Source organism: Microbacterium kyungheense (assembly GCF_006783905.1).
Lineage (GTDB): Bacteria > Actinomycetota > Actinomycetes > Actinomycetales > Microbacteriaceae > Microbacterium > Microbacterium kyungheense.
In genome coordinates this window covers 1,307,736-1,323,779 of record NZ_VFPE01000001.1, presented here as the reverse complement: position 1 = coordinate 1,323,779, position 16,044 = coordinate 1,307,736, and the positions used below count along the sequence as shown (strand labels likewise).

The following is a 16,044-nucleotide window of genomic DNA, read 5'->3' as shown; positions in this document are numbered from 1 at the left end:
TCCGCACCGGCCTCGCCGGCTCAGCCGTCCAGGACCTCGAGCCGCACCGACACCGGGCCGCCGTCCACGAGCCGCTCGGCGGTGCGCACAGCCTTCTTGAGCGGCAGCACGTACTCCCCCGACGAACTCGGGAAGATCGACGTCCGCCATTCGCTCCCGCCGACGCGCGCATTCACGCGCACCGAGCCGAACCCGCGGAACGGCCGCGGGATCTCGCGGATCTCGGCGCTCAGCTCGGTCGGCACGGCGGTGAAGAACCATGCCGCATCGTCGCGCGCATCCCACCGGAACACGTCGCCGTCGAACTCGATGATCACGGCAGCCGCTCCCCCGGCGCCCCACCGTACCGGTCGACGAGACGCTGCAGGCAGTCCGCCCATCCCTCGACGTGATTCTGGCGTTCCGCGGCCGTCGCGAAGCCGCTGTGACGCACGATCACGCGCGTCGCGGAATCTGCGGCGGGCTCGAGCGTGATCCCGACGTCGGTGGCGGCGTCCTCTCCCTCCCACCGCCACTCCAGCCGCAGCGTTCGCGGGGCGTCGACGGCGAGCACGACGGCCTCGACCGCGATGCCCGCCGGCTCAGACCGGACCTGCCAGCGTCCCAGCTCGCGCAGCTCGACGAGTGCGGTCGGCTGCATCCGCGGCGGCCAGAACCACTCCGCCAGCGCACCCGAGCGGGTCAGATCCCGCCACACCTCGTCGGCGGATGCCGCGACCAGCGCCTCTTCGGTCAGCTCATGCATACCGTCAACCTACGCCGCGGCGCCGACACGCGCCCGCCGGCCACCGGACTACCCGCCGTACTCGGGCGTCCAGTCGTCGCCGTCGGCGATCCATTCGCCGCCGGCATCCGCCCGCCTGCGCTGCTCACCCTCGAGCCCGGCACGGCGCCAGGCCGCCCCCTCGGGCCAGCTCGCGGCGAACGTCGAGGCCACCTTGAACACGCGCCGCGACAGTCCGCCGACCGACTGCACGGGGCGCGCAGACACGGGCATGCGCAGCTGCGGGTCGTACCTGACGCCGTCCGAGGAGCGCAGTCGGATCGTGAGATCGAGATCGTCGTGGATGCGGGCGTTGCCGCGGTCGACCTGATCCCGCACGCGCTCCCACACGCGCGTGCGCATCGCGAAGTTCGACCCGAACACCAGCGGGATGCCCAGCCACTTGCGGATCCAGTAATGCCCCCCGCCGATGTACCACCGCTCGCCCAGGTAATTCTGCAGCGGCGACCCGCCGTAGAACTCGGCACCACCGGTCAGCACGCCGAGCGACGGGTCCGACACGAACGCACGCACCAGCCGCGCCACCCAGTCGGAGTGCGGTCGGGAATCGGCGTCCAGGCGGGCGATGATGTCGGCACCCTCCAGGGCCTCGTCATAGCCGCGTGCCGCGGCCGGCCAGATGCCGATCGCGGGCTCGGCGACGACCACGGCACCGAACCGCCGCGCGACCTCGGCCGAGGCATCCGTGCTGGCGTTGTCGACGACGACGACGAGGTCGGCCGGATGCGTCTGCGCCGCCAGCGCGGCGAGGCACGCCTGGAGGTACTCCGCATCGTTCCGGCATGGGATGACCACGGCGACGCGGGGAGCGAGGGGCACAGCGACACCCTACTCCCGAGCGCAACCGACCTCCGGGAGCAGCAAGCGCTCTCCGCGAAATGACCCTTGAGACCGCTCTCACGTTTGGTTACAGTCCGGTAAGTAAGCGGCACAGCCGCCGCCCCCACCTCGACGGAGAGGACAACTCATGCCCACCCCCGTTAGCCGCCGAACCGTGCGGCTCGGCGCCCTCGCCACCGGCGCCGCGCTCATCGCGAGCGCCCTGCTGGCCGCGCCGGCGGTCGCCGCGCCGCCGCGCACGGTCGACCCGTTCCACCCGGACTTCGGGCCGAACGTCACGATCTACAGCCCCGACACACCGCTCTCGCAGATCCGCGGCGAGCTCGACGCCCTGCACGCGCAGCAGGTCGACGCCGAGATGAGCACCGTCCGCAAGGCGGTGTACTTCCTGCCCGGCGAGTACGGCACGGCGGCCGACCCGCTGCAGGTGAAGGTCGGCTACTACACCGAGATCGCCGGCCTCGGCGCGTCGCCCGACGACGTCACCCTCAACGGCGGACTCGAGGTATACAACCGGTGCCTCGCCGACGGCGGTACCGGCAACTGCCTCGCACTCGTCAACTTCTGGCGCACGATCTCGAACCTGCACGTCGCGGTCGCCAAGGCCGGGCAGGACGGCTGCCGCCAGAGTGCGAACTTCTGGGCCGTGTCGCAGGCCGTCTCGATGCGCCGCCTGGACATCACCGGCGCCAACGTGTCGCTCATGGACTACTGCACCGCCGGCCCCCAGTACGCCAGCGGCGGATTCATCGCCGACTCGAAGCTGCCGTACGTCGTGAGCGGCTCGCAGCAGCAGTGGCTCACCCGCAACACCGAGGTCGCCGGCTGGTCGAACGGCGTGTGGAACCAGGTGTTCTCAGGCGTCGTCGGCGCACCGGACGACGCCGCCTTCCCCAACCCGCCCTACACGACGATCGACAAGACCCCGGTCAGCCGTGAGAAGCCCTACCTCTACGTCGACGCCGACGGTCGCTACAACGTCCGCGTGCCCGCCGCGCAGCGCGACAGCAGCGGCGTCAGCTGGGCCGACGGGCAGACCGCGGGCCGCAGCATCCCGATCACCGACTTCTTCATCGCGAAGCCCGGCGACTCGGTGCAGCAGATCAACAACGCCCTCTCGCGCGGGCAGAACCTCATCCTCACGCCCGGCGTGTACGACATCGCCCAGACCATCCAGGTCAAGCGCCCCGGCACCGTCGTGCTCGGACTCGGCCACGCGACGCTCACCGCGGTGGGCGGGGCCGTGCCGCTGGAGGTGAAGGACAACGACGGCATCGTGATCGCCGGCGTCACCATCGACGCGGGCACCGCCCTGTCGCCGGTCCTGCTGCGCGTCGGGAACGCGAACGGCGGCAAGAAGCTCGACCCGAACGACCCGATCACCCTCAGCGACGTGTACTTCCGCGTCGGCGGCCCCCACATCGGCAAGGCCACCACCGCGCTCGAGGTCAACGCCGATGACGTCCTCATCGACCACATCTGGGTGTGGCGCGGCGACCACGGCGTCGAGGGCTTCGACCCGAACGACGGGGTCAACGGCGACAACCAGCGCTGGGCGACCAACACCGGCACCAACGGCGTCATCGTGAACGGCGACGACGTGACGGCGACGGGCCTGTTCGTCGAGCACTTCCAGCAGTACAACACGCTGTGGAACGGCGAGAACGGCCGCGTCATCCTGTACCAGAACGAGCTGCCCTACGACCCGCCCACGCAGGCCGACTGGACCCGGCCAGACGGCACGCTCGGCTACCCGGGCTACAAGATCGCCGACGACGTCACGACCCACCGCCTCGACGGCGCCGGCGTGTACGTGTTCAACCAGAACAACCCGTCGATCCTCACCGCCAACGGGTTCGAGGCGCCCGAGACGCCGGGCGTGCAGCTGCACCACATCATGACCGTCAACCTGTCGGCCGGCACGATCCAGCACGTCGTGAACGGCGTCGGCGGCCAGGCCGACAACTCGAACACCGGCACGCCGCAGTTCGTCGTGAACTACCCGGCGCCGTAAGAGTCCACCGTTCGTTGAGCGGAGGGCGCTCCAGCGCCCGAAGACGAAACGCGCCTGACCTTGCGCAAGGTCAGGCGCGTTTCGTCTCGCTCGTTCCTCGCTCGCTCAACGACCGAAGGTGCCACTCACCAGAGCGGGTGGATCGCCTCCCGCAGATCGCGGTCGTAGACCTCGTGCACGACGCGGTCGAACGCGGCGACGTCGAAGTCCGTGCCGCCCGCGCCCGCGAGCAGGGCGGCGGCGGCCGCGTTCGACTCGGCCTGTCCGACGTTGCGCGCACCGGGGATGACACTCGTCACGCCCGGCTGCGACGCGATCCAGGCGAGCGCCACCGCCGGCAGCGAGACGCCCTCAGGGAGCGCAGCCGCGAGCTCTGCGGCCGCAGCGACGCCCACCTCGAAGTCCACGCCCGAGAACGTCTCGCCGCGGTCGAATGCCTCACCGTGCCGGTTGTACGTCCGGTGGTCGTCGGCGGCGAACGTCGTCTGCGCGGTGTACCTGCCCGACAGCAGCCCCGACGCGAGCGGCACGCGCGCGAAGATCGCGACGCCGGCCTCGGCGGCCGCGGGCAGCACGGCGTCGAGCGGCTTGAGGCGGAACGGGTTGAAGATGATCTGCACGTTGGTCACGTTCGGCCGGGCGATCGCGGCGAGCGCCTGCGCACACGTCTCGACCGAGACGCCGTACGCGGCGATGGCGCCGTCGGCCACGAGCGCGTCCAGCGCGTCGTAGGTCTCGTCTGCCTCGATCACGGCAGTCGGCGGGCAGTGCAGCTGCACGAGGTCGAGCGTGTCGACGCCGAGGTTGCGGCGCGAGCGGTCGGTCCAGGCGCGGAAGTTCTCGGGCGTGTAGTTCTCGGGCTCCTGCTCCCGGCGCCGGCCCATCTTCGTCGCGACGGTGATCCCGTGGCCCGGGCGGGCCGCGAGGAACCGGCCGATGAGCGACTCGCTGCGCCCGTCGCCGTAGACGTCGGCGGTGTCGAACAGGGTGACGCCGCGTTCGGTGGATGCCGCCAGCACCGCCTGCGCCTCGTCCTCGGTGACGGCGCCCCAGTCCGCGCCGAGCTGCCAGGTGCCGAGGCCGACCGCCGACACGGTGCGGCCGGTGCGGCCGAGTGCGCGCTGCTGCATGGGTTCCTCCGGAGGTCGGGGATGGGGTGTGCATCCCAGCATCCCACGGCGTGACAGGTGGCCGGATAACTCCGATCGCCCGCGACCGCAAGCCGTAGGGGCGGCGTCCGCCCGGCGGCTAGGTTGGGCCGCGAGGGGAGGAATCGTGACCGCTGAGAGCACTCCACGGCTGCGACGCGCCGTGTCGTACACGGCCCGCCTGGCCAACCAGCCCCGGCTGCTGCTGGCCGTCAAGACCTCGCTGGCGGCGGTGCTCGCCTGGTACCTCGCGCCTCTCATCCCCTTCACCGAGGACCAGTACTCGTACTACGCCCCGCTCGGGGCCCTCGTCACGATGCATCCCACGATCGCCCGCTCCGCACGCGTGGGCGGACAGGTGCTGATGGGACTCGCCCTCGGCATCGCGATCAGTCTGTGCGGCATCGGGGCGCTGCACCTGGGCGTCCCGGGCGGGGTCGTGCTCGGCGTGGTCATCGGCGTCGGCGTGCTCCTCGGCGGCCTGCGGTGGCTCGGAGCAGGCGGCGACTGGGTCGCCCTCGCGGCGCTGTTCGTGCTGCTGGCGGCCGGCGGAGACCCGGAGGGCTTCTCGATCTCGTACCTCGGGACGACGGCGTTCGGCGTGGTCGTGGGCATCGCCGTCAACCTCGTCATGGTGCCGCCGCTGTACCTGCGACGCGCGAGCGAGCGCCTATCGGCCCTGCGCGACACGGTCACGGAGGTCCTCACCGACCTCGCCGACGCGGTCGCGCACGACGAGATCGACGCCGACCGCGTGCACCGGTCGCTCGAGACGCTGAGCCGGACGGGAGAGGCCGTCGCCGGCGACGTCGACGAGGCCGAAGAGAGCGCCCGCGCCAACCCTCGGCGCCGGCGGCAGCAGGACGTGCGCGAGCAGAACGCGCAGCGCATGGCGGCGCTGGAGCGCGCCGCCTTCCTGACGAGGGATCTCATCGATCTGCTGCTGGAGCTCCAGGCGACCGACGACGGAACGCTCACCGCCGTGGTGCGGGACGACCTCGCGGACGCCATCCGCCGGGCCGCGGACCTCGTCGGCACGCCGGTCGGTGACGCACGAGCACCGGAACGGCTGCGCGCCGCCGACGAGGCGCTCTCGGCGTACCAGCGCGCACTGGGCGACCCCCGCCCGCGCCGGCGCGCCGATGTGGCCACCGGCGCCGCCGTCGAACTGTGCCTGCGACGCATCATCGACGTGACACGACCGTTCGTCTGACCGAACGCCGTGCATGCGGCATCCATTCATTCAAGGGAATGGATGCCGTCACGCCGCGGTTGAGGACGACATGAGCGACATCGAGTTCGGGCTGGACACCTTCGGCGACGTCCCCGAGGGCGACAACGGCACCCTGCTGACGTACGGCCAGGCGATCCGTCAGGTCGTGGACGAGGCCGTCCTCGCCGACGAGCTGGGCGTCGACGTGTTCCTCGTCGGTGAGCATCACCGCCCCGAGTTCGCCATCTCGGCCCCCGAGACGGTGCTGGCCGGCATCGCGACGAAGACCGAGCGCATCCGCCTCGGCTCCGGCGTCACCGTGCTGAGCTCGGACGACCCCGTGCGTGTGTTCCAGCGGTTCGCCACCGTCGACGGGCTGTCGAACGGACGCGCCGAGGTGATCCTCGGCCGCGGCTCGTTCACCGAGTCCTTCCCGCTGTTCGGCTACGATCTCGCCGACTACGACGTGCTCTTCGAGGAGAAGATCGAGCTGTTCGCCGAGCTGCTGAAGCAGCAGCCCGTGACCTGGCAGGGCACGACGCGCGCCTCGCTCGTCGACGCGGACGTGTTCCCCAAGACCGACTCCGGGCACCTCAGCACGTGGGTCGGCGTCGGCGGATCCCCCCAGTCGGTCGTGCGCACCGCGAAGTACGGCTTCCCCCTCATGCTGGCGATCATCGGCGGCGACCCGCGTCGATTCGCGCCGTACGTCGACCTGTACCGCCGCGCGTCGGAGCAGTTCGGGCACAGCCCGCTCCCCGTCGGCATGCACTCCCCCGGCTTCATCGCCGACACCGACGAAGAGGCGCGCGAGATCGTGTGGCCGCGCTACAAGGTCATGCACGACCGCATCGGCGCGCAGCGCGGCTGGCCTCCGCTGAGCCGCGGCCACTTCGACCAGGAGGTGCGCACCGGGTCGATGTATGTGGGGTCGCCCGAGACCGTCGCGCGAAAGATCGCCAAGGCCGTGAGCGCCCTCGACGTCGGCCGCTTCGACCTCATCTACACCTCGGGTTCCACTCCGGCGAGCGCTCGTCTGCGCTCGGTGGAGCTGTACGGCTCGAAGGTGGTGCCGATGGTGCGCGAGCTGCTGGCCGAGAAGGTCGAAGTGCCCGCGTGAGCCTCGATACGCTGGCCGGCGTGGATGCTGCCGCCTCGGACGAAGGGGATGCCGTCGTCCCCCGCATCGGGACGCTCGGGATCCTCGGCGCCGGCAAGGTGGGCACGATCCTCGCACGTCTCGCGGCGGCCGCGGGCTACCGCGTGCTCGTCGCCGGCTCGGGCGACCCCGCGCGCATCGCCCTGACGATCGAGGTGCTCGCGCCGGGGGCGACCGCCGCTGAGGCATCCGCCGTCGCCCGCGAGGCGGACGCCGTCCTGCTCGCCCTCCCCCTCGGCAAGCACCGGGCGCTGCCCGTCGACGAGCTGCGGGGCAAGCTCGTCATCGACGCCATGAACTACTGGTGGGAGGTCGACGGACTGCGCGACGACCTCAACGACCCCCGCACGTCGACGAGCGAGATCGTGCAGCGGTTCCTGCCGGATTCCCGCGTCGTGAAGGCCTTCAACCACATGGGGTACCACGACATCGACGAAGAGGCCCGCCCTGCCGGTGCGGCGGGCCGCAAGGCCATCGCGATCGCGGGCGACGACCCGGCCGACCTCGCTGTCGTCGCACGCCTGGTCGACGATCTCGGCTTCGACCCCGTGGTCGCCGGCGACCTCGCGGCCGGCATCATGCTCGAGCCCGGCGCCGAGGCGTTCGGCGCCGATGTCGACGTCGACGAGCTGCGCGCGATGCTCGACCGGTTCGCGACCTCTCAGCGCGGGATCGTCGTCGCACGGGCTCGCGCGGCGGACGACGGCGCCGCTAGGGGTTGATCATCACGGGCGTGCCCGGCGGCAGCTCCGCCAGCCGCGTGATCGTCTCGGCATCGACGCGGATGCACCCGTTCGACACGGGACCCGACCTCGTGTCGTGGTAGTGGAACGCCGCCGGCGCGACATCAGCGCCGTCGAACCCGTCGAGCGTGGGCGACTGCACGGCCCAGTACACGATCGGGTGACCTCGCGTGTAGGCGTACTCGGGCACGGCCCGCGTCGTCATGACGAACGTGCGGCCGAGGGGCGTGGGGGTTCGCTCGGCGCCCCAGGCGAAGTCGGTGGCGATGCGCTCGTGCGCGCCGTCGGCGTGCACGACGTCGATCGTGCGGTCGGCGATGCTCACGACGACGCTGCGTCCGGATGAGGCCGTGACGTCGACATCGGCGCTCCGCAGCCATCCGGTGACCTGGCCGGGGTCACCGGCAGAGGGCACCGCCTGACGTCCGGTCAGCAGCACCTTCACCCAGTGCGCCTGCTTCTCGACCACCGGCAGCACCGTCCCGCCGTACGGATAGTCGTGCGGCACGTAGGCGACCGGCTCCCCCGCCGGGTCGGCCCACACCGGCGCGCCGACGCCCCGGGCGACCGCGGTCTCGCCGAGCGGCATCGTGTACGGGTCGTCGTCGACCGGCAGCGCGGGGATCACCGCGAACACGTTCACCTGCGGCAGCGTCGTGACGTCGTAGCTCGCCGTGTTCGCCGCGAAGCCTTCCGCGGTCGGCGTCGGGCTCGGCTCGCGTTCAGCGGTCGGCGTCGGGGTCGGGGTCGGGGTCAGGGAGGGAGTGGATGCCGCCGGCTCCTGCTGCCGGCTCACCAGCGCCACTCCGATCCCGGCCACGACCAGCACCGCGGCGAGCGCGGCGACGAGCCATACCCACCGTCTGCGCTCCCCCATGTGTTCCATGGTCGGATGAGCCCGTGGATGCCGCAACCCTGGCCAGGCCGTGGACCGCCGTCAGCACCGCGATCGTCACGATGTACGCGACGAGGTCGCGGGCGTCGAACACGGTTCCGAGCACCAGCATCACCGGCGGGAGGCGCGCGCCCCACTCCAGCGGCAGCCCGGTGAGCTGGAAGAGCTCCACCGCCGCGCACCACGCGGCAGCGATGCCCCCGACGGCCGGTGCGGGCAGCCGCGGCGCGATGAGCACCACCGCCAGGTACGCCGCCGCGGCGTACAGCGCGTCACCCGCGATGTCAGTGGCCGCCGTGTCGGGCAGCGCGGCATGCACCGCCAGGCCGACGGCGACGACCGCCGCGAGCAGCACGGCCGCCGGCATCCGTCGACGAACCGCGGGCGCGAGCATCCCCTCAGTCTCGCCCATCGACACGAGTGCGCGCGGTGGGTCAGCTCACCGTGCCCCGCAGCTGCGCCGCCAAGAGCGAGACGAGCTCGTACACCACGTGACTCGCCGCGATGCCAGTCAGCTGCGCGTGATCGTACGCGGGCGACACCTCGACCACGTCCGCGCCCACGATGTTCCGATCGCCGAGGGCGCGCAGCATCCGGAGCAGCTCGCGGCTCGTCATACCGCCTGCTTCGGGCGTTCCGGTGCCCGGCGCATGCGCGGGGTCAAGGACGTCGATGTCGATCGAGACGTAGAGAGGCCGGTCGCCGATCCGGCGGCGCACGCGTTCGATCGCCGCCTCGATGCCGTCCACCTCGATGTCGACGCTCGAGACGATCGAGAAGCCCAATGTCTGGTCGTCGTCGAGGTCCTGCTTCGAGTACAGCGGGCCGCGCGTGCCGACGTGGCAGCTCGCCGTGAGGTCGATGAGCCCTTCCTCGCTCGCACGCCGGAACGGGGTGCCGTGCGTGATGGGAGCGCCGAAGTACGTGTCCCACGTGTCGAGGTGGGCGTCGAAGTGCAGCACCGCGACCGGTCCGTGCTTCTTGGCCACCGCCCGCAGCAGCGGCAGGGCGATCGTGTGGTCGCCGCCCACGGTGACGATGCGCTCGACGCGGTCGCCCAGCGCCGTCGCCGCCGTCTCGATCTCGGTCACCGCCGCCGTGATGTCGAACGGGTTCGCCGGGATGTCGCCGGCGTCGACGACCTGCACGGCGGCGAAGGGCGACACGTCCTGCGCCGGGTTGTACGGGCGCAGCAGGCGCGACGACTCCCGCACGTGCGACGGCCCGAACCGTGCGCCCGGACGGAAGCTCACACCGGAGTCGAACGGCACGCCGACGACGGCGATGTCGGCGCGTGGGACGTCCTCGATGCGCGGCAGCCGCGCGAACGTCGCGATGCCGGCGTAGCGGGGATGGATGGACGCGTCGACGGGGCCGACGGGCTCGTGCGTCTCGGTCATGATGCGCCTCTCGGGGTCGCGTCGGCGCTGTGCGCGCCGCGATTCTGCGGGATGTGGACGAGCTGCACGCCGCCTGCCGCGATCGCGGCGACGAGGGCGGGCTCGATGTCGTCGAGGGTCTCGGCCCTGCGCCCCGTCGCGCCGAACGCGTGGGCGAGGGCGACCCAGTCGGGCTGCACGAGGTCGACGCCGACAGGAGGGATGCCGCGGTCGACCTCGTTCTGCTTGATCTCGGCGTAGCCGCCGTTGTCGACGCAGACGACGGTGAGGTCGAGCCGCTGTTCGACGGCGGTCGCCAGCTCGTTGACGCAGAACATGAGCGCTCCGTCGCCGACCACCGCGATCACGGGCCGGCCCCCCTCCGGCTGGGCGACGCGGGCGCCGATCGCCGCGGGGAGCCCGTAGCCGAGCGTCGCGTACGTCGGGGTGTACAGCAGCGAGTGCGGACGGGACTGCCGCAGCACGTTGGCGAGCGCCATGTAGACGATCTGCGACGAGTCGCCTGCGACGATCGCGTCGTGGGGCAGCGCCGCCGCGATCACCTCCGCGAGCACGACCGTCTCGGGCAGGGTCGCGCTCGTCTCGGCGGCGATCGCCGCGCGCTCGTCCGTCAACTCGCGGGGCGGGCGCGGTTCGTCGGGAAGCGCGGCGAGCAGGTCTTCGGCGACGGCCTGGCAGTCCCCGGCGATGCCGACGGCGGCGTCGAGGTTCTTGCCGAGCTGTGCCGGCGAGATGTCGACGCGGATCACCGCGCCGCGCGCGTCGAGCCGCGGCGCCCACAGCTCGGCCTCGCCGAGCTTGGAGCCGAGCACGAGCAGCACTTCGGCATCCTCGGCGACCCGGCGTGCCGCGTCGAGACGCAGGTTGGACCCCAGGGACAGCGGGTGATGCTCGTCGAGCGTCGCTTTTCCGTTCAGCGTCGTCAGCACCGGCGCGCCGAGGCGCTCGGCGAGCGCCGTGACGGCGCGTCCCGCCCGCGTCGCCCCGCCTCCGGCGACGATCACGGGCCGCCGCGCCCCGGTGAGGAGCGCCGCCGCGTCGCGCACCGCGGCGGCGTCGCCGCGTGCGGGCTCGGGGACGGGGCGCGCAGCGCGGGCTGCGGCCGGCACGCCGGCGGGAGCTTCCAGGACGTCGAGCGGGATCTCGATGTGCACGGGACGCGGACGCCCGGTGCGGAACAGTTCGAACGCGTCATGCACCGCGTCGACGGCATCCGCCGCACTGGTCACGCGGCGCGACCACTCCGCGATGGCACCCACCATCGCCGTCGCGTCCTTCGTCTCGTGCAGCGTCCCGACATCGCGGAACTCCGCTCCGAGCGCCACGCCGGGCGAGATCACCAGGAGCGGCCGCGACTCGCAGAATGCCGTGCCGATGGCGCTCATGGCGTTCTGCAGACCGGGACCCGACGTGGTGATCACCACACCCGGCAGACCGGTCTGCTGCGCCCAGCCGTCGGCGCCGTAACCGGAGCCCTGCTCGTGGCGGTTCGTGACCGCGCGCATGCCGAGATCGGCGAGCGGCCGGTACAGCTCCAGATTGTGCGTGCCCGGGATGCCGAACACCGCGGTCACCCCGTAGTTGCGCACCGTCTCCAGCACCGCGCGACCGGCGGTGTCGGCGTAGGGTGCCGCGATGTCTGCGTTCATGTCGCCCCTCGATTCAGGTTGCCGCGTACCGGCGTTCGCCGCCGACCCACGTCTCGAGCACGGCGAGCTGCGAGATCGTCGCGGCATCGACGGCGAGCGGGTCGCCCGACAGGACCGCGAAGTCGGCGTACTTGCCCGCCTCGAGCGAACCCAGGTCGTCCTCGCGTCCGAGTGACACGGCGCCCTCGAAGGTGTGAGCGCGCAGCGCCGCATCGGCCGATACCCGGAGGCCGTCGGGCCCGAGGCGGCGACCGCGACGGGTCACCCGCGTGACGGCCGTCTGGATGGCCTCCAGCGGGATCGGCTCGGCCACCGGCGCATCGGACGAGATGGTGAACGGCACCCCCGCCGCCGCGAACTCGCCCAGCGGGTTGAACCGCTCCCCCGGCGTGCCGATGGCCTGCTCGACGCCCTCGCCCCAGTTGAAGTAGTGCTGCGTCTGATTCACGGGACGGATGCCGGACACGGCCATGCGGCGGATCTGCTCCGGTGTCGGCAGCCCGCAGTGCTCGATGCGGTGACGGGCGTCGTCGTCAGGACGCTCGGCGAGCGCCGCCTCGATGGCCGACACGACCATCTCGATGGCCGTCGGCGACTGCGCATGCGTCGCGGTCTGCAGCCCGGCGGCGTGCGCCCGCCGGATGAGCTCCGTGTACTCGGCGGGCTCGTGATACAGCTGGCCGGTGCGGCACGGATCGCCCACGTAGCCGTCCGGGAAGTACGCCGTCCAGCCTCCCAGCGTGCCGTCCGCGTACAGCTTGATGCCGGCGAAGCTCAGGTGGGCGTTGCCGAACTGGCCGACGAGCCCCATCTCGAGCGCCTCGTCGAGGAGGTGCGACAGCAGGTACATCGACACCCGCAGCTCGAGCCGCCCCGCCTCGGCGAGCCGGAGGTACATGTCGAACTCCCGCCGGGACACCTGCGCGTCGCCGATCGTGGTGACTCCCCCGGCGAGGAAGCGCTGGGTGGCGGCATCCAGCTGCCGCAGGTGCTCCTCCGGCTCGTCGGCCAGGTGGAAGTTCGGGCCGTGGTGCCCGATCTTCACGCCGTGCACGCCGGTGAGCATGTTGCACGCGGCATCCGAGATCTCGCCCGTCAGCTCGCCGCCGGCGTCGCGGAAGATCTCGCCGCCCTCGGGGTTCGGGGTGTCGCGGTCCACGCCGTTGAGGGTGAACGTGTACGAGTTGACGACACCGCCGTGGCCCGAGGCGTTCATCAGGTACACCTCGCGGTCCGTCGCGACCTCGTCGAGCTCGAACCGGGTCGGATGCCGCTGCTCGGCGAGATTGCGGTGCTCGTAGCCGTACCCGCGCACCGGCCGCCCCTCGGGCAGCTCGGCCGCAGCCGCCTTCAGCAGGGCCACGATCTCGGGGATGCTCCCCGCCTTCTCGGGTCCGCAGTCCACCCACGTCATCAGCTGGCCGTACATGAGCGGGTGTGCATGTGCGTCGACGAAGCCGGGGACGACGACGGCGTCGCCGAGGTCCACGACCTCGGGGTCGATGCCGGCCGCGCGCGCGGCATCCCGGCACTCCGCCACCGTGCCGACCGCGACGATCCGGCCACGATCGGTCAGCATCGCCGTCGCGGTCCGGCCGATCGCGTCGACCGTGTGGATCGCCCGGGCCGTCAGCAGGCGCGGGGTCTGCTGCGCAGAGCGGTCGAACGGGGCGAGCTTTCTCATGGTGTCCTCACGGTGGGGAGAGTCGGGATGCCGCAGCGGGCGTCAGACGGTGCGGGCGGCGGTCGTGTCGGTGCGCGGCGTGAACGAGTCGGTCACCGGCGCCTCGTCGGAGTGCTGCGGAGCGAGCCACGTGCAGAGTCCGGCGAGCAGCGCCATGCCGACGAACATCGCGATCACCGACCAGATGCTGCCGGTCCAGGCGATGAGCATCGTCGCGAACCACGGCGAGAATCCCGCCCAGATCGCCGCGCCGACGCCGTACGACAGCGCGATCGACGTGTAGCGGGCCTGCGGGCGGAACATCTGCGCGAGGATCGCGGCGATCGGCGCGTAGGTCGCGCTCATCGCGATGCGCACCAGCGAGGCCAGCAGGAAGATGACCGGCTCGATCTTGCCCGGCAGCACCAGCATGAAGGGGACGAACGTCAGCACCGAGGTCACCAGGCCGATGTACATGATGTTCTTGCGACCCCACTTGTCGCCGAGCCACGCGACCGGCAGCGTCACGACGAACTCGATGAACGAGGCGATCGTCATGGCGTCGAGGATCAGCTGCGGGCTCATGCTGATCGGCTCGCCCGTGGCGTACGAGGTCGCGAACGTGGTGGCGAGGTAGTAGCCGCCGGTCGAGATCGGCAGCAGGCCGATGCCGAGGAGGATCGGCTTCCAGTTGACCCGCAGCGCGAACGCGAGCGGCATCGTCTGCTTGCGGCCCTCGACCTTCTGCTCGAACACCGGCGACTCCTCGACGCGGTAGCGCACCCAGAACCCGACGGCCACGAGCACGATCGACAGCAGGAACGGGATGCGCCAGCCGCCGTTCATGATGAAGTCGTCGCCGAACCGCGACATGATCGCGAAGACGCCCGATGCCAGCAGTGCACCCGCCGGGTTGCCCAGCTGCGTGAAGCCGCCATAGAAGGTCTTCTTGCCGGCCGGGGCGTGCTCGACGCTCATGAGCACCGCGCCGCCCCACTCGCCGCCGACCGCCAGACCCTGCAGGGCGCGCAGCAGGATCAGCAGCACGGGCGCCATGAAGCCGATCGCGGCGTACGTCGGCAGGCAGCCGACGAGCACCGTCGAGACGCCCATCAGCAGCAGCGTGATCACCAGCGAGACGCGCCGGCCCAGCTTGTCGCCGATGTGCCCGAAGATGATCCCGCCGAGCGGACGCACCAGGAAGGCGACCGCGAACGTCGCGAACGCCGCCGCGGTCTCGGCCAGCGGGTCGCCGCTCGGGAAGAACAGCGGCCCGAACACGAGCGCCGCCGCCGTCGCGTAGACGTAGAAGTCGTACCACTCGATGGTGGTGCCCACGAACGCGGCGATGCCGGCGCGCCGCGCCCTCGCGGTGGTGGTGGAAGTCATGGCCGCTCCTTTGCGGAAATGTGTCGGGATGCGAAGGATGCTAGGAGCCTCGGATGCCCGGCGGCAAGGGCAGAACTCCAGCGTGCGCGAGGTTCGGCTGGTGTTCTGTCACCGTTCTTCGTCAGATGCATCCGTCGCGTCCTGTCCGCGGCATCGTAGACTCGTGTTCTGCGCACATGGACGTGCGTTCCCCGGGAAATCGACGGATTCGAGGATCGCGATGGATTTCGACGCCGAGCTCATCCGCGAGCTGCAGGTCGATGGGCGGGCCAGCATCCACGCGCTGGCGGGCAGGCTGGGCCAGACGCGCGCCGCCGTCTCGTCACGGCTCAACGCCATGCTCGGCGACGGCACCGTGCGCGTCATCGCCGCCGTCGACCCGGTGTTCCTCGGTCAGCACGTGCTCGCACACGTGTCGATCCGCACCCACGACGGCGTCGAGCCGGTCGCCCAGCATCTGCGGGGCCTCAGCGAGACCGTGCTGGTCTCCGCCGTCGGCGGTGCGTACGACCTCGTCACCGAGGTGCGACTCGGATCGATGCCCGCGCTGCACGAGCTGCTCGCGCAGATCCGCGCGCTGCCGGGCGTCGCGGACATCAACACGCTGATCTACACCGATGTGGTCAAGGGATTCTTCGTCTCGGAGTACCACGGCGACATCACCATCGACGGCATCGACACCGCACTCATCGAGCAGTTGCAGCGCGACGGCCGGATCAGCTACCGCGCGCTCGGCGAGGCGGTGCGGCTGTCGCCCTCCGCCGTGACCACGAGGGTGCAGCGGCTGATCGACGCCGGCGTGATCAAGATCAGCGCGGTCGAGGCGCGCGGCCTCGCGCACCGGCAGCTGTCGATGGGCGTCGGGCTCAACCTCGCCGGCACGGACGATCAGGTGGCAGAGGCATTGCGCACCTGGCGCGGCGTCGACTTCGCCGCCCGCACGCTCGGGCGCTTCGACGTCGTCACCACGCTCGTCGAGCCTTCCGCGGGAGCGCTCTACGCGAGCCTCGAGCGCCTCCGCGCGATCCCGGGGGTGGAGAGCCTCGAGGCGTGGTTCCACCTGGCCGTCCTCAAGGAGGACTACGCGCGCACGCTCCGCTCGCCGGGCGGCGGCATCCCGCAGCCCATCGGCTCCGCGCGCGGCTGA

At 71.5% G+C, this 16,044-nt stretch carries 15 protein-coding genes; 5 read left to right on the top strand and 10 right to left on the bottom strand.

Features of this window, described 5'->3' with window-relative positions; genetic code table 11:
• Nucleotides 1-20 precede the first annotated feature (20 nt).
• Genes FB391_RS05875 through FB391_RS05865 form a run of 3 tightly spaced genes read right to left on the bottom strand, consistent with a single transcriptional unit; the run spans nucleotide 21 to nucleotide 1,603 of the window.
• Entirely contained in the window at nucleotides 21-317 is a 297-nt protein-coding gene (locus FB391_RS05875) for a DUF1905 domain-containing protein (RefSeq protein WP_141893451.1), read from the bottom strand.
• The gene (locus FB391_RS05870) at nucleotides 314-745 is read right to left on the bottom strand and encodes an SRPBCC family protein (protein WP_141893450.1); all 432 of its coding nucleotides are present in this window, start codon (nucleotides 743-745) and stop codon (nucleotides 314-316) included. The genes FB391_RS05875 and FB391_RS05870 overlap by 4 nt, the downstream gene beginning before the upstream one ends.
• A 48-nt stretch (nucleotides 746-793) precedes the next feature.
• Nucleotides 794-1,603: a glycosyltransferase family 2 protein gene (locus FB391_RS05865; RefSeq protein ID WP_246093370.1), complete on the bottom strand. Its 810-nt coding sequence runs from the start codon at nucleotides 1,601-1,603 to the stop codon at nucleotides 794-796.
• 148 nt (nucleotides 1,604-1,751) lie between these two features.
• Here FB391_RS05865 and FB391_RS05860 point away from each other — a divergent pair, with 148 nt between their 5' ends.
• Entirely contained in the window at nucleotides 1,752-3,638 is a 1,887-nt protein-coding gene (locus tag FB391_RS05860; protein ID WP_141893449.1) for a pectate lyase family protein, read from the top strand.
• A 125-nt stretch (nucleotides 3,639-3,763) separates the two neighbouring features.
• Here FB391_RS05860 and FB391_RS05855 read toward each other — a convergent pair whose 3' ends face one another.
• On the bottom strand, nucleotides 3,764-4,768 hold the full coding sequence (locus FB391_RS05855) for an aldo/keto reductase (RefSeq protein ID WP_141893448.1): 1,005 nt from the start codon (nucleotides 4,766-4,768) through the stop codon (nucleotides 3,764-3,766).
• Nucleotides 4,769-4,913: 145 nt separating this feature from the next.
• On the opposite strand from FB391_RS05855, the gene FB391_RS05850 reads away from it, so the two are divergent.
• The 3 genes from FB391_RS05850 to FB391_RS05840 all read left to right on the top strand — a co-directional run bounded on the left by FB391_RS05850 (nucleotide 4,914) and on the right by FB391_RS05840 (nucleotide 7,880).
• On the top strand, nucleotides 4,914-5,999 hold the full coding sequence (locus FB391_RS05850) for an FUSC family protein (protein WP_246093368.1): 1,086 nt from the start codon (nucleotides 4,914-4,916) through the stop codon (nucleotides 5,997-5,999).
• Between the two features lie 70 nt (nucleotides 6,000-6,069).
• On the top strand, nucleotides 6,070-7,119 hold the full coding sequence (locus FB391_RS05845; protein WP_141893447.1) for an LLM class flavin-dependent oxidoreductase: 1,050 nt from the start codon (nucleotides 6,070-6,072) through the stop codon (nucleotides 7,117-7,119).
• Nucleotides 7,116-7,880: an NADPH-dependent F420 reductase gene (locus FB391_RS05840; RefSeq protein ID WP_246093366.1), complete on the top strand. Its 765-nt coding sequence runs from the start codon at nucleotides 7,116-7,118 to the stop codon at nucleotides 7,878-7,880. The genes FB391_RS05845 and FB391_RS05840 overlap by 4 nt, the downstream gene beginning before the upstream one ends.
• Here FB391_RS05840 and FB391_RS05835 read toward each other — a convergent pair.
• From FB391_RS05835 to FB391_RS05810, 6 genes are read right to left on the bottom strand one after another with little or no spacing between them, the layout of a single operon-like run.
• Nucleotides 7,870-8,697 carry a L,D-transpeptidase gene (locus tag FB391_RS05835; protein ID WP_246093388.1) on the bottom strand — a complete coding sequence of 276 codons (828 nt, stop codon included), beginning with the start codon at nucleotides 8,695-8,697 and terminating at the stop codon, nucleotides 7,870-7,872. The genes FB391_RS05840 and FB391_RS05835 overlap by 11 nt on opposite strands.
• Nucleotides 8,624-9,190, bottom strand: coding sequence for a ribosomal maturation YjgA family protein (locus FB391_RS19890; RefSeq protein ID WP_246093364.1), 567 nt, complete (start codon nucleotides 9,188-9,190; stop codon nucleotides 8,624-8,626). Before FB391_RS19890 ends, FB391_RS05835 begins: the two co-directional genes overlap by 74 nt.
• A gap of 40 nt (nucleotides 9,191-9,230) precedes the next feature.
• The gene (gene speB, locus FB391_RS05825) at nucleotides 9,231-10,196 is read right to left on the bottom strand and encodes an agmatinase (protein WP_141893445.1); all 966 of its coding nucleotides are present in this window, start codon (nucleotides 10,194-10,196) and stop codon (nucleotides 9,231-9,233) included.
• The gene (locus FB391_RS05820; RefSeq protein WP_141893444.1) at nucleotides 10,193-11,845 is read right to left on the bottom strand and encodes a thiamine pyrophosphate-binding protein; all 1,653 of its coding nucleotides are present in this window, start codon (nucleotides 11,843-11,845) and stop codon (nucleotides 10,193-10,195) included. The genes speB and FB391_RS05820 overlap by 4 nt, the downstream gene beginning before the upstream one ends.
• 13 nt (nucleotides 11,846-11,858) lie before the next feature.
• The gene (locus FB391_RS05815; protein ID WP_141893443.1) at nucleotides 11,859-13,529 is read right to left on the bottom strand and encodes an amidohydrolase; all 1,671 of its coding nucleotides are present in this window, start codon (nucleotides 13,527-13,529) and stop codon (nucleotides 11,859-11,861) included.
• 42 nt (nucleotides 13,530-13,571) lie between these two features.
• Nucleotides 13,572-14,897, bottom strand: coding sequence for an MFS transporter (locus FB391_RS05810; protein WP_141893442.1), 1,326 nt, complete (start codon nucleotides 14,895-14,897; stop codon nucleotides 13,572-13,574).
• A gap of 220 nt (nucleotides 14,898-15,117) precedes the next feature.
• On the opposite strand from FB391_RS05810, the gene FB391_RS05805 reads away from it, so the two are divergent.
• Nucleotides 15,118-16,044 (top strand): Lrp/AsnC family transcriptional regulator, encoded by a 927-nt coding sequence (locus FB391_RS05805; RefSeq protein WP_141893441.1) that lies wholly within the window; start codon nucleotides 15,118-15,120, stop codon nucleotides 16,042-16,044.